General features: G+C 69.2%; 14 protein-coding genes. 5 read left to right on the top strand and 9 right to left on the bottom strand.

Annotated elements, in window-relative coordinates; genetic code table 11:
- Positions 1–716 precede the first annotated feature (716 nt).
- The 7 genes from RN02_RS20970 to RN02_RS20940 form a co-directional block, all read right to left on the bottom strand.
- A complete protein-coding gene (locus tag RN02_RS20970) occupies positions 717–1577 on the bottom strand; it encodes a DMT family transporter (protein ID WP_043316462.1) in 861 nt (286 codons plus the stop codon).
- Positions 1578–1587: 10 nt separating this feature from the next.
- Positions 1588–2253, bottom strand: a complete 666-nt coding sequence (gene agmR / locus RN02_RS20965; RefSeq protein ID WP_009622977.1) for a response regulator AgmR — start codon at positions 2251–2253, stop codon at positions 1588–1590.
- Positions 2254–2308: 55 nt separating this feature from the next.
- Positions 2309–2845, bottom strand: a complete 537-nt coding sequence (locus RN02_RS20960; protein WP_043316460.1) for a PQQ-dependent catabolism-associated CXXCW motif protein — start codon at positions 2843–2845, stop codon at positions 2309–2311.
- 104 nt (positions 2846–2949) lie between these two features.
- Positions 2950–3768 carry an ABC transporter permease gene (locus RN02_RS20955; protein WP_052267777.1) on the bottom strand — a complete coding sequence of 273 codons (819 nt, stop codon included), beginning with the start codon at positions 3766–3768 and terminating at the stop codon, positions 2950–2952.
- Positions 3765–4496 carry an ABC transporter ATP-binding protein gene (locus tag RN02_RS20950; RefSeq protein WP_043316458.1) on the bottom strand — a complete coding sequence of 244 codons (732 nt, stop codon included), beginning with the start codon at positions 4494–4496 and terminating at the stop codon, positions 3765–3767. Before RN02_RS20950 ends, RN02_RS20955 begins: the two co-directional genes overlap by 4 nt.
- Entirely contained in the window at positions 4493–5464 is a 972-nt protein-coding gene (locus RN02_RS20945) for a YVTN family beta-propeller repeat protein (RefSeq protein ID WP_043316518.1), read from the bottom strand. Before RN02_RS20945 ends, RN02_RS20950 begins: the two co-directional genes overlap by 4 nt.
- Positions 5465–5508: 44 nt before the next feature.
- Positions 5509–6714, bottom strand: coding sequence for an ABC transporter substrate-binding protein (locus RN02_RS20940; protein WP_043316455.1), 1206 nt, complete (start codon positions 6712–6714; stop codon positions 5509–5511).
- Between the two features lie 158 nt (positions 6715–6872).
- On the opposite strand from RN02_RS20940, the gene RN02_RS33980 reads away from it, so the two are divergent.
- The 5 genes from RN02_RS33980 to RN02_RS20920 all read left to right on the top strand — a co-directional run bounded on the left by RN02_RS33980 (position 6873) and on the right by RN02_RS20920 (position 9827).
- Positions 6873–7013, top strand: coding sequence for a hypothetical protein (locus RN02_RS33980; protein WP_009622964.1), 141 nt, complete (start codon positions 6873–6875; stop codon positions 7011–7013).
- Between the two features lie 9 nt (positions 7014–7022).
- A complete protein-coding gene (locus RN02_RS20935) occupies positions 7023–8273 on the top strand; it encodes a HAMP domain-containing sensor histidine kinase (protein WP_043316452.1) in 1251 nt (416 codons plus the stop codon).
- A 14-nt stretch (positions 8274–8287) separates the two neighbouring features.
- On the top strand, positions 8288–8944 hold the full coding sequence (locus RN02_RS20930; protein ID WP_043316449.1) for a response regulator transcription factor: 657 nt from the start codon (positions 8288–8290) through the stop codon (positions 8942–8944).
- A 300-nt stretch (positions 8945–9244) separates the two neighbouring features.
- The gene (locus RN02_RS20925; RefSeq protein WP_024128692.1) at positions 9245–9523 is read left to right on the top strand and encodes a type II toxin-antitoxin system RelE/ParE family toxin; all 279 of its coding nucleotides are present in this window, start codon (positions 9245–9247) and stop codon (positions 9521–9523) included.
- A gap of 16 nt (positions 9524–9539) precedes the next feature.
- On the top strand, positions 9540–9827 hold the full coding sequence (locus tag RN02_RS20920) for a HigA family addiction module antitoxin (protein WP_009622956.1): 288 nt from the start codon (positions 9540–9542) through the stop codon (positions 9825–9827).
- 171 nt (positions 9828–9998) lie between these two features.
- Here the strand turns inward: RN02_RS20920 and RN02_RS20915 are convergent, their stop codons facing one another.
- Both RN02_RS20915 and RN02_RS20910 read right to left on the bottom strand, forming a co-directional pair.
- Positions 9999–10928 carry a carbon-nitrogen hydrolase family protein gene (locus RN02_RS20915; protein ID WP_043316448.1) on the bottom strand — a complete coding sequence of 310 codons (930 nt, stop codon included), beginning with the start codon at positions 10926–10928 and terminating at the stop codon, positions 9999–10001.
- A 29-nt stretch (positions 10929–10957) separates the two neighbouring features.
- A partial coding sequence (locus tag RN02_RS20910) for an MFS transporter (RefSeq protein WP_043316516.1) occupies positions 10958–11778 on the bottom strand: 821 nt, incomplete at its 5' end.

Here is an 11778-nt window from a genome sequence, read left to right as displayed (position 1 = left end):
ATGGGTTGAGCCTGCGAAACCCATGCGGTCGTGGTGATGGGTATCGCTCCGCTCAACACCATCCTACGAGGAGTGCCGCCGGTGGTTTTCGTGCCATCCGGCAACACCGGCGTGGCCGGCGAGCGCTGAAATCACACTTCACGCCGAACGGTCCCCTCTCCCTTCAGGGAGAGGGTTAGGGAGAGGGAACGAGGGTGGGCTTAGCAGCGGAGTAGCAGGTCGCGTAATAACGGAGTCAGGTTCGACTTCGGCGCAGGGTTTGGGTCCGCAACCCTCTCCCCAGCCCTCTCCCTGAAGGGAGAGGGGGCTATCCGTGCCGCCGGTGATTTTCGCGCCATCCGGCAACATCGGCGTGGCCGGCGAGCGCTGACATCACACTTCACGCCGAACGGTCCCCTCTCCCTTCAGGGAGAGGGTTAGGGAGAGGGGGCGAGGATGGGCTTGGCAGCGGAGTAGCAGGTCGCGCAATAACGGAGTCAGGTTCGACCTCGGCGCAGGGGTTGGGTCCGCAACCCTCTCCCCAGCCCTCGGCTGCGCGCCCCGCCCTGAAGGGAGAGGGGGCTATCCGTGCCGCCGGTGGTTTTCGTGCTATCCGGCAACACCTGCGTGGCCGGCGAGCGCCGAAATCACACTGCACGCCGAACGGTCCCCTCTCCCTCTGGGAGAGGGTTAGGGTGAGGGAGCGGAGTCACCGGCAAAGAAAAGCCAACCAGTGCTCAAGCCCGCTGAACAGCCGGCACACGCACCTTGGCCCGCAGTATCAGCGCAATCCCCCCCAACACCGCGCAAGACACCAGCACCAACCGCAAACCGATGTGCTCCCCCAGCAGCAACGCCCCGGCCAACGCCGCCAGCACCGGCACACTCAACTGCACCGACGCCGCCTGGATCGCCGACAGCCCCGGCAGCGCCGCGTACCAGATGGCATAGCCAATCCCCGAAGCCAGCGCCCCGGACAGCACCGCGTAGACCACTCCCGGCACATCCCCCCGCAACTGGCCATGGAACACCAGGGCCAGCACGGCGGCAAAGGCGATACCTCGAACGAAGTTGCCCGTAGTCACCGCCAATGGATCACCCGCATTACGCCCCAGCAGCGAATACAGCCCCCAGGCCACGCCGGACAGCAGCATCAGCAGCGCGCCCGTCAGCGGCGGGGCGCCGGCGCCGGGCAGCAGTTGCACCAGCAGCCCGCCCAGGGCCAGGGCGAAGCCCAGCAGGGCCTGGCCGGCCAGGCGTTCGCCGCGCAGCAGGCCGACCACCAGCATGGTCACCTGCACCGCGCCGAACAGCAGCAGCGCGCCGGTGCCGGCGTCCAGCTGCACGTAGGCGTAGGAGAAGGCCGCGGCGTAGACGAACAGCGCCGCCGCCGCGCGCCAGTTGCCTTTGGCCTCGCCGGCCCGGCCGCGCAGGCGCAGCAGCAGGCCGAGCATCAGCGCGCCGGAGAGGATGCGGATGCCGGTGAAGCTCACCGCGTCCAGCTGGGTGGCCTTCAGCGCCAGGCGGCAGAGCAGGGAGTTGCCGGCGAAGGCGAGCATCGCCAGCGCCGTGAGCAGCAGGGTGCGCGAGGCGGGCATGGGCGGCTCCCTAGCGGCGCAGGTAGGCGGCGAAGTCGATGTCGCCGGCGCTGAGGATGGCCTGCACGCGGTTGTGCACCTTGAGCTTGCGCAGGATCGCCGAGACGTGGGCTTTCACCGTGGTCTCGGCGATCTCCAGGTTGTAGGCGATCTGCTTGTTCGACTCGCCCTTGGTCATGCGTTCGAGTACCAGCAACTGCTTGCGCGTCAGCGCCTGCAGCAGCTCCGGCGGGATGCCGTGCTCCTCGTGGCCGTTGCGCCGCGGCGAGGCCTTCTGCGTGCGGATGATGTCCGAGGGCAGGTAGACGTTGCCGTTGAGGATCTGCTCGATGGCCTCGGTCATCTGCGCCCGCGGCGAGGACTTGGTGATGAAGCCCACCGCGCCGTAGGTGATGGCCTGCAGCACCACCTGCTTGTCCTGCTCGGCCGAGACGATCACCACCGGGATGGTCGGCGCCTCGTTGCGCAGGTTCATCAGGCCGCTCAGGCCGTGCATGCCGGGCATGTTCAGGTCGAGCAGGATCAGGTCCAGGTCGTCGTGCTCCTGGGTCAGGCCCAGGGCGCTGTCGAGGTCGGCGGTCTCCATCACCTCGCTGCCGGGGAAGCCGTCGGCGATGACGTTGTGGATGGCCTCGCGGAACAGCGGGTGATCGTCGGCGATCAGGATCTTGTACATGGCCTACACCTCGTTGTTGTCGTTATGGGCGGCGGCTAGCCGTTGCCGGGTGTACTCAGGGGAAAGGGTGCGGCTGGGCGTCCTGCAGGGGCAGGCCGGCCTGTTCCCAGGCGTCTACTCCGTCACGGTACCAGTAGAGCCTGGAATAGCCCAGCGCATGGGCGCGGCGGACCGCGTTCCAGCTGGCCCAGCAGTCCGAGCGGCAGTAGAACACCAGCGGGCGCGTCGGGTCGCCCTCGCTCAGCTGCCGCAGGTTCTCGCGGAAGTAGGCCTGCCAGGGCGCGCTCAGCACGCCGTCGCCGGTGTTGGCCAGCCACAGGCTGCCGGGCAGGTTGCGGTGCGGCTCGTTGGCCACGAACCGGCCGTTGAGCCAGGTACGGCGGTACACGTCCACCAGGCGCGTGCGCGGCTCGCGCTTGAGCAGCGCCTGCAGGGCGGCGGTGTCCAGGGTGGTGGCGTGGTCGGCGCTGGCCGGGGTCGGGCTGCGGTACTGGCTGGTGCGGTAGCCGTCGCTGGAGAACAGCGCTTCGTCCGCATGGGCCAGCGGCAGGCCCAGCAGCGCGCAGAGCAGGGCAGGGGCTAGGCGGGGCATGGTGGCATCTCGATATTTATTCTTCTGCCCGCCATTACATGCCAGGGGCGCTGCTTTGGAAATTCGACGTCCGGAGGGTTGATCCAGTACCAAAGTAGGAGTTTTCAGCCCTTGCGCAGCGCCGCGTGCTGCGGGTTGAAGGTGAGCAGCGCAAGGCCGGCGAACAGCAGCGTCAGCCCCAGGCACACCGCCAGCGCCAGCGGGTCGAAGCGCTGGTACAGGGCGAAGCGCACCAGCTCCACGGCGTGGCTGAAGGGGTTGAGCGCGCACAGCCAGTACAGCCCCACGCTGGCCTCGCGCATCTTCCACAGCGGGTACAGCGCCGAGGACAGGAAGAACAGCGGGAAGATCACGAAGTTCATCACCCCGGCGAAGTTCTCCAGCTGGCGGATGGCGTTGGACAGCAGCAGGCCCAGGGCGCTCAGCAGCAACGCCGCCAGCAGCAGCGCCGGCAGCGCGGCGAGCAGCCCCCAGGCCGGCGGCTGCACGCCGTACAGCCAGGCGATGGCGAGGAAGGCGTATACCTGCAGCAGCGACACCAGCGCCGTGGCCAGCAGCTTGCCGGCCAGCAGGAAGGCGCGCGGCAGCGGACTGGTGAGCAGCACGCGCATGCTGCCCATCTCGCGGTCGTAGACCATCGACAGCGAGCCCTGCATGCCGTTGAACAGCAGGATCATGCAGCACAGCCCGGGGACTATGTAGGTCTCGTAGGTCACGTAGGTGTCGTAGGGCTCGATGATCGAGATGCCCAGCGCGGCGCGAAAGCCGGCGGCGAACACCAGCAGCCACAGCAGCGGGCGCACCAGGGCGCTGAGGAAGCGCGAGCGCTGCAGCACGAAGCGCAGCCACTCGCGCACCACGATGCCGCGCAGGCACTGCCAGTAGGCGGCGGGGCCGAAACCGAGGGTGTCGTAGGTGCTCATGCGCAGGCTTCCAGGCGGGTGAGGCGGGCGAAGGCGCGGGGCAGGTCGCCACCGTCGGCGGCGCTGACCTGGGCCGCTTCACCCTGGGCCACCAGGCGGCCGCGGTCGAGCACCAGCAACCGGTCGTCGCCGCGCACCTCGTCCAGCAAATGGGTGGTCCACAGCACCGCCAGGCCCTCGTCGCGGCACAGCTGGCGCACGTGTTCGTTCAGCCCCTGGCGCGCGGCTGGGTCCAGCCCCACGCTGGCCTCGTCGAGCAGCAGCAGGCGCGGGCGGTGCAGCAGCGCGCGGGCGATCTCCACGCGGCGGCGGTGGCCGCCGTTCAAGGTGCGCACCTTGTCGCGGCGGCGTTCCTGCAACTGCTGGCGGGCCAGCTCCTGCTCGATGCGCTCGGCCGCCAGGGCCCGCGGCAGGCCGTGCAGGGCGGCATGGTAGCGCAGGTTCTGCTCCACGCTCAGGTCCAGGTCCAGGGTGCTCTGCTGGAACACCACGCCCAGCTGGCGCAGGGCCAGGCGCGGCTGGCGGGCCAGGCTGCAGCCGCATACCTCGATCTCGCCCTGTTGCAGGTCGTACAGGCGCGTGAGCAGGGCGATCAAGGTCGACTTGCCGGCGCCGTTGGGCCCCAGCAGGGCGGTGAAGCGCCCGGCCGGCAGGGTGAAGTCGATGCCGTCCAGCGCCTTGCGCGCGCCGTAGGCGAAGCCCAGGCCCGCCACCCGCAGGGCGTTCATGGCGTCACCACCACGCCCCAGGGGTAGCGCCCGACCTTGATCGAGCGGGTCACCTTGAGGTCCTTCACGTCGATCACCGACACGTCGCCGCTGACGCCGTTGGTGGCCAGCAGCAGGCTCTCGTCCGGGTTGAACGCCAGGTGCCAGACGCGACGGCCCACCAGCAGGTAGTCGAGCACCTCGAAGGTCTTCGCATCCACCACCGCCACGTGGTTGGCCGGGCCCAGGGCGACGAAGGCGTACTTGCCGTCGCTGGTCAGCTTCACGCCCACCGGCTGGATCTTGTCCGGGTGCACGCCCTTGATGGCGAAGCGCAGGCTCTTGAGGATCTTGCGGCTGGCCACGTCCACCACGCTGACGCTGCCGCCGATCTCCGCCGACACCCAGACCTGGCTGCCGTCCTTGTTGAACTCCGCGTGGCGTGGGCGCTGGTCCACCAGGGTGCTGTCCACCAGCTTCTGCGTGGCGGTGTCGATCCAGTGCAGCATGTTGGTGGTCTCGCTGGTATTCACCGCCCACTTGCCGTCGGGGCTCACCGCCATGCCCTCGGGCTCCACGCCCACGTCGATCTGGCCGAGCACCTGGGCGGTCTGGGTATCGACCACCGTCACCAGCGCGTCGTCCTCGTTGGAGACGTACAGCCAGCGGTCGTTGGGGTGCAGGGCGAACTGCTCGGGGTCGGCGCCGGAGGGCAGCTGCCTGACGATCCTGCCGCTGGCCAGGTCCATTACCTGCACGGTGTCGGAGTCGCTGGCGCAGATGTACAGCAGCTTGTTGTCGTGGGACAGCGCCAGGCCGCGTGGGCGCTTGCCGGTGTCCAGGGTGCCGGTGACGGTCATGCTGTCCAGGTCGATGACGCTGATGTCGTTGTCCTTCTCGTTGGACACGTAGGCCTTGGCGGCGAAGGCCGGCGGCGCCAGGCACAGGGCGGCGGCCAGCAGGGAAGGGGCCAGGGTGGCCTGGAGCATGGCAGGTCGGAAAATGGCGGCGCGGAACATGGCGTATCTCCAGGTCAGGGCTTGGCGTCGGCGAGGCGGCAACGGCTTTCCGGGGCATCCAGGCCGAGGCTGTCGAGTTCGCTTGCGGGGTGCAGGAAGCCTTCCTGCGGCGAGGTGCTGACCAGCGCGCGCTGCTGCACCAGGGGAATGGGTTGGCGCAGCTGGCCGTCCCAGGGGCGGTAGCTGAGCTTGTAGCCCTTGAAGCCGTCCAGCGGCAGGTCCGGCGACAGCGCCAGGGCGCGGATGGCTTGCGGCTCGGCATTGCGCAGGCGCGTCACGGCGCTGGCCACGCTGCGCACGGCGACCCAGGCGGCGAAGTCGCGGTCGTTCATCCAGCGCTTGGCCTGGGCCTCGAAGCGCTTCTGCAACTGCGCGGCGCCGAAGGTTTCCACGGTCTTGTGCCAGCCGGTGGCGACCAGGCCCTGGGTGCCGGCCACCGGGCGCGGCAGCCAGGTGTTGTAGGGCACGTACTCGCCGAAGTCGCCGTGCTCGTCGGCCACCAGCACCACGTCGTAGTCGTCGCCGGCCTGGGTGAACAGCGGCATGTCGGCCTGGGCGCTGCGGCGCTGGTCGTTGGCGAAGGTGAAGGCCTTCTCCTCGACTATCTTCGCCCCGAAGCGCCTGGCCGAGCGGCGCAGGGCGGCGGCGTAGGCCTTGTCCCCGGGGCGCTGGCCGATGATCAACAGCCAGTGCGTCCACTTGCGCAGCACCAGGAACTGGGTGAGGGCGTCGGTCAGCATCAGCCGGCTGGGCAGGGTGTGCAGCACGTTGGCCGGGCACTGCTCGGCGCGCAGCTCGTCGTCGGCGGCGCCGGCGTTGAACAGCAGGCTGTCCGGCAGCGCGGCGGCCAGCTGGCGCAGGCTCTCGGCCGGGGCGTTGACCACGAACAGGCGCAGGCCGTCGTCGTGCAGCTTGCGCGCCTCGGCCAGCAGCTGCTGGGCGTCGGCGCTGGTGGCGCTGACCAGGCTGTAGCGCTGCTTGAGGAAGCGCCCGGTGGTGTTGCTGTCGTCGATGGCCAGCTCGGCGCCGCGCAGGCCGGCGTCGCCGGGCTCGGGGATGATGTTCGACAGCAGCGGGCCGGGGTCGGGCGTGTAGCCGAGGTAGGCGATGCGCACCTGCAGCTCGGCCGGGGCATCCTCGGCACGCGCGTTCAGGCAGAGCAGGGCAGCGCAGGCGACCGCCAGCAGGTAGGCCACGCCGTGCAGGGCGAACTGGCGCATGGGCGACTCCATTGTTGTTGTGTCGCCAGCATAGGAACGCGCCAGGGCCTGGGAAATATGCAGAAAGTACCGCCGGGGCAATACCAAGGTAGTAGATCGCCGCCCGCGGCCGCGCCCTAGCATGGCCCTACAACAACAAAGACAACGGGAGCCGAGCCATGCGTATCGCCGTCACCCTGGTACTGCCCATCCTGCTGATCCTCAGCCTGCTGGGCTTCGATTTCATGTACAGCCTGCACACCCGCCCCGGCGTGCCCAGCGCCTGCGTCGCCGGCCAGCCCTGCCGCGTGGGGCCGTAGGGCGCGGCCATGTCGGCGTTGTGGCGGATCAACCTGCTGGTCGGGCTGTTCTTCGCCCTGGTCGCCGCGCTGTGTGTGGCCGTGCTGCTGCACCAGGGCGACGAGGACGTGCGCCGCGAACTGGACGCCGCCCGCGCCGTGGTGGAATACCTGCGCGAGGCGGCGCTGCGCGACCCGGCCAGCCTCGACCAGAGCCTCACCGGCGGCCTGCGCCACGTGCGCGTGCACTGGCTCGACCAGCCGCCGCCGGCGCCGCGCGGCTGGCTCGACGAATGGCTGGCGGCGCGCCTGTACCCGGACGTCTACCACGCCGCGCCGCTGCAACTGGCCGACGGCCGCCGCGTGCAGCTGAGCGTGGACCCGCGCGACGAAATCGACGAAGTCCGCGACTCCCTGGTGCAACTGTTGGCGCTGTTCGGCGTGGCCCTGGCGGTCAGCCTGCTGGCGATCCGCTGGGCGGTGCGCGGCGGGCTGCGGGTGGTGGAACAGTTGCAGGCCGCGTTCGGCGAGATCGCCCAGGGCCGCCTGCAGGTGCGCCTGCCCGGCCATTCGCTGCCCGAAGCGCAGCGCCTGGCCGGGCGCTTCAACGGCATGGCCGAGGCCCTGGAACGCGCCTGCCAGGAAAACGCCGAACTGACCCGCTCGCTGCTCGCCGTGCAGGAGCGCGAGCGCCAGGAACTGGCCCAGGCCCTGCACGACGACATCGGCCAGTACCTGGCCGGCATCCGCGCGCAACTCTTCCTGCTGCACAGCCTGCACGACCAACCCGCCGCGCAGCCCACCCTGGAGCGCATGGACCAGCACTGCCGCGGCCTGAACGACAGCTTCCGCGCGCTGATCCGCGACCTCTACCCGGTGGTGCTGGAGCACCTGGCCCTGGACGAAGCGGTGCGCGCCTACGTCGAGGACTGGCAGGCCAGCCAGGGCATCGCCTGCACCCTGCGCCTGCCCGACAGCCTGCCGCCCCTGGGCGACGCGGCCAAGGCGCACCTGTACCGCCTGCTGCAAGAGGCTCTGACCAACGTCGCCCGCCACGCCGGCGCCAGCCGCGTGTGGGTGCGCCTGCAAACCCGCGGCGGCCACCTGTACCTGGCCGTGCGCGACGACGGCCGCGGCAGCGACGGCCCGCCCCGCGCCGGCATCGGCCTGCGCTCCATGCGCGAGCGCGCCCGCTGCCTGGGCGGCGAACTGCAACTGCGCAGCCAGCCCGGCCTGGGCCTGGCGCTGCGCCTGCGGGTGCCGCTGCCAGTGGCGGCATGAGAGGAGAGAAAGCGATGAAAATCCTGCTGGTGGACGACCATTTCGTGGTGCGCGAAGGCATAGCCGCCCTGCTGCGCGGCCTGCTGCCGGAAGCGGACGTGGTGGAGGCGGGCGACGGCGAGGAAGCGTTGCAGGCGGTGCAGCGCGAGATTCCCGCGCTGGTCATCCTCGACATCGGCCTGCCCGGCATCAGCGGCCTGGAAGTCACCCGCCGGCTGCGCCAGCGCCTGCCGCAGCTGCGCGTGCTGTTCTTCAGCATGCACGACGAACTGCCCCTGGTGCGCCAGGCCCTGGACGCCGGCGCCGCCGGCTACGTGACCAAGGGCGCGGCCCCGTCGGTGCTGCTCGAAGCGGTACGCCGCGTGCTGGCCGGCCAGCTCTACATCGAACAACCCCTGGCCACCCGCCTGGCCTGCCAGCCCAGGGGCCTGGAAGAGGGCGACCCGCGCCTGCACGGCCTGACCCGCCGCGAATTCGAAATCTTCGTCATGCTCGCCCGCGGCCTGCCGGCAAGGCAGGTGGCCGAACACCTGTGCGTGAGCGCCAAGACGGTGTCCAACCACGTGACGCTGCTGAAGCAGAAGCTGCAGGTGAGTTCCCATGCGGAGCTGGTGCACCTCGCCATCGACAGCGGGGTGCTGCGTGTGAGCGGCGAGGCGCTGGCGGGGTAGGGACCTGGCTTTGCAGGGAATGGTGTGGATGGTGCCGCGTAGGAGCGAGCATGGCTTTTCGTAGGATGGTGTTGAGCGAAGCGATACCCATCACCATGGTCCGATGGGTATCGCAAGCTCAACCCATCCTACGAAAAGCGCCCCGGCGCAGCCGGCAAGGCAGTCGCTCCCCCAGGGGCTGGGAGGCGCAGGCGTAGGATGGCGTGGAGCGCAGCGATACCCATCTTGTCCCACGCATAACCTGCTTGGGTTTCCAACTACCTGTTGCTTGATGTGATGTATTGCATCACACTTCGCCGCATGATTGTCAGCTTCCAGCACAAGGGCCTGGCTCTGTTCTTCAGAACTGGCTCCACCCGAGGAATCCGTGCCGACCACGCCAAACGCCTGGCGCGTATGTTGCCGTTCCTCGATCGAGCGGCCGCTCCGGACGACCTCAACCTACCAGGCTGGCGTCTGCATCCCTTGAAGGGAGAACTGGACGGTTTCTGGTCACTCACGGTCAGCGGCAACTGGCGGGTGATCTTCCGCTTCATCGGCAACGACGTGGAACTTGTCGACTATCTTGATTACCACTGAACAGGAGGGGGTGCCCATGGTCATGTTCAATCCACCACATCCTGGCGAAACCCTGCGCGAAGACGTGCTGCCGGCGCTCGATATCAGCGTCACCGAACTGGCCCGCCGCCTGGGCTTCGCACGCGAAACCCTGTCGCGGGTGCTGCACGGCCGCGCGCCCATCAGCCCGGACCTGGCCGTGCGCCTGGAGCTGGCCGGCATCGGCACGGCGCGCACCTGGCTCGGCGTGCAGGCCGACTACGACATCTGGCAGGCCAGGCACCGCGAACAACCACATATCGAGCGCTTCGCCGATATCGCCTGAAAACTGAAAAGCTCCGCGAATGCGGGGCTTTGCCTGTTCCGAAGCATCAGGGAGCTGCTTCGTAGGATGGCGTGGAGCGCAGCGATACCCATCGCCCCCCTGCGCACCACCTCCCCTGTAGGAGCGGACTTCGTCCGCGATCCGCGGCCACGCCTCCTGCAACGGTCGCCCTCAAGGCTCGAAAGTCACCGGCCGCAGCGGTGCGGTATTCACCTTCAGCTCGAACACATCCGGCCGCGCGTAGTGGCCGCAGGCGTCGAAATCGAGGTTGCCCTTGCTCAGCTGGGCCATGTCGAGGTCGGCGTAGAGTTCGGTCTCGCAGTCGAACACCGGGCCGGCCAGCACTTCGCCCTGCGGGCTGACGATCATGCTGCCGCCGCGCATCACGTACTCGTCCTCCTGATAGTCCAGGCCGAACGCCTCGCGGTGCTGCTGCGGGTACTCGCCCAAGCGGATCGCCTGGCAGGCCGAGAGCACGAACACCCGGCCTTCCAGGGCGATGTGCACCATCGAACTGGCCCAGGACGGGCGGTCGTCCGCGGTGGGCGCGCAATACAGCTGCACACCCTGGGCGTACATGGCCTGGCGCAGCGCCGGCATGTAGTTCTCCCAGCAGATCACGCTGCCCAGCACGCCGAACTCGGTGTCCACCGGCTCGATGGTGGAGCCGTCGCCGAAGCCCCAGATCAGCCGTTCCTGCCCGGTGGGCATCAGCTTGCGGTGGTAGCCAGCGATGCCGCGCCCCGGCGCCAGGGTCACGGCGGTGCAGTACAGGGTGCGGCCGAAGCGCTCGATGATGCCCACCACCACGGTCACCCCGGTCTGCTCCACGCACTCGGCGAGCACCGTCAGTTCCGGGCCGTCCAGCGCCACGGCGCCCTCGACGTAGCGCTGGTACAGCTCGCGCCCCGCGGCGCTGCGGTTGCCCACCACGCTGCCGAAGGCCACCCCCTTGGGGTAGCCGCCGATGAAGGCTTCGGGGAACACCGCCAGCTTCGCGCCCTGTTCCGCCACGCGGCGGAGGATGCCGCAGGCCTTCTCGACGCTGGCCATCGGCTCGTAGGGAACGGAGGCGGCCTGGATGATTGCTACACGGGTCATTGGGGGCTCCTGACTGTCTGTTGAAAGGCTTAGAAACGGCTGATGTCGTTGTCGCGGGTTTCCGGCAGGGTCTTCCACAGCACCACCAGACACACCAGGGAGACCGCCGCCAGATAGGCCGCGGGCAGGTTCGCGTCGCCGGTCTGGCGAATCAGCGCGGCGGCGATGAAGGGCCCGGGCCCGGCGAGGATCGCCAGCGCCAGGTTGTGGCCCAGGGCCGCGCCGGTGGAGCGGATCGAGGCCGGGAAGACTTCCACCAGCAGCACCACGTCCATCACCGCGGTGATCGCCACCAGCACGCCCATCACGATCAGCCCGGCGAGAATCGCCAGTGGGTTGCCGCTGTTGAGCAGCAGGAAGATCGGATAGGCCAGCAGCGTGAGCGCGGCGGCAGCGCCCAGCAGCAGCTTGCGCCGGCCGATGCGGTCGCTGAGTTGGCCGATCAGCGGGTTGACGATCACATAGACCACCAGCGCCGCGCTGCACAGCCACAGCGCGCTGCTGCGCGGCAGGCCGACGGTGGAGACCAGATGGTTGTTGGCGTAGGTGATGAAGTAGTAGAGCGAGACGCCGAACAGCGCGGAGAAGGCGAAGGTGGTGACGAAGGCGCGGCGGCGCACGGCGCGGCTCGGGGCTTGCGCCTTGTGCGAGTCGCGCTGGCGGACCATCTCCTCGTATACCGGAGTGTCGCCCAGCTTGCGGCGGATGAACACGGCGATGCCGGTCATCACGATGGACGCCACGAACGGCAGACGCCAGCCCCAGGCCGCCAACTGCTGGTCGTCCAGCGCCGAGGCGATGCTCGCGGCGGTGAAGGGGCCGAACAGGAAGGCCAACCCCGCCGTGCCGG

This window comes from Pseudomonas sp. PI1, from assembly GCF_000812405.1.
Taxonomy (GTDB): domain Bacteria; phylum Pseudomonadota; class Gammaproteobacteria; order Pseudomonadales; family Pseudomonadaceae; genus Pseudomonas; species Pseudomonas citronellolis.
This window is presented reverse-complemented; position numbering and strand designations above follow the sequence as displayed.

Excerpts from the sequence above, each read along its gene's own strand:
- RN02_RS20970 (WP_043316462.1), bottom strand. The coding sequence starts at position 1,577 with ATGCCCGCCTCGCGCACCCTGCTGCTCACGGCGCTGGCGATGCTCGCC.
- agmR (WP_009622977.1), bottom strand. The coding sequence starts at position 2,253 with ATGTACAAGATCCTGATCGCCGACGATCACCCGCTGTTCCGCGAGGCC.
- RN02_RS20960 (WP_043316460.1), bottom strand. The coding sequence starts at position 2,845 with ATGCCCCGCCTAGCCCCTGCCCTGCTCTGCGCGCTGCTGGGCCTGCCG.
- RN02_RS20955 (WP_052267777.1), bottom strand. The coding sequence starts at position 3,768 with ATGAGCACCTACGACACCCTCGGTTTCGGCCCCGCCGCCTACTGGCAG.
- RN02_RS20950 (WP_043316458.1), bottom strand. The coding sequence starts at position 4,496 with ATGAACGCCCTGCGGGTGGCGGGCCTGGGCTTCGCCTACGGCGCGCGC.
- RN02_RS20945 (WP_043316518.1), bottom strand. The coding sequence starts at position 5,464 with ATGCTCCAGGCCACCCTGGCCCCTTCCCTGCTGGCCGCCGCCCTGTGC.
- RN02_RS20940 (WP_043316455.1), bottom strand. The coding sequence starts at position 6,714 with ATGCGCCAGTTCGCCCTGCACGGCGTGGCCTACCTGCTGGCGGTCGCC.
- RN02_RS33980 (WP_009622964.1), top strand. The coding sequence starts at position 6,873 with ATGCGTATCGCCGTCACCCTGGTACTGCCCATCCTGCTGATCCTCAGC.
- RN02_RS20935 (WP_043316452.1), top strand. The coding sequence starts at position 7,023 with ATGTCGGCGTTGTGGCGGATCAACCTGCTGGTCGGGCTGTTCTTCGCC.
- RN02_RS20930 (WP_043316449.1), top strand. The coding sequence starts at position 8,288 with ATGAAAATCCTGCTGGTGGACGACCATTTCGTGGTGCGCGAAGGCATA.
- RN02_RS20925 (WP_024128692.1), top strand. The coding sequence starts at position 9,245 with ATGATTGTCAGCTTCCAGCACAAGGGCCTGGCTCTGTTCTTCAGAACT.
- RN02_RS20920 (WP_009622956.1), top strand. The coding sequence starts at position 9,540 with ATGGTCATGTTCAATCCACCACATCCTGGCGAAACCCTGCGCGAAGAC.
- RN02_RS20915 (WP_043316448.1), bottom strand. The coding sequence starts at position 10,928 with ATGACCCGTGTAGCAATCATCCAGGCCGCCTCCGTTCCCTACGAGCCG.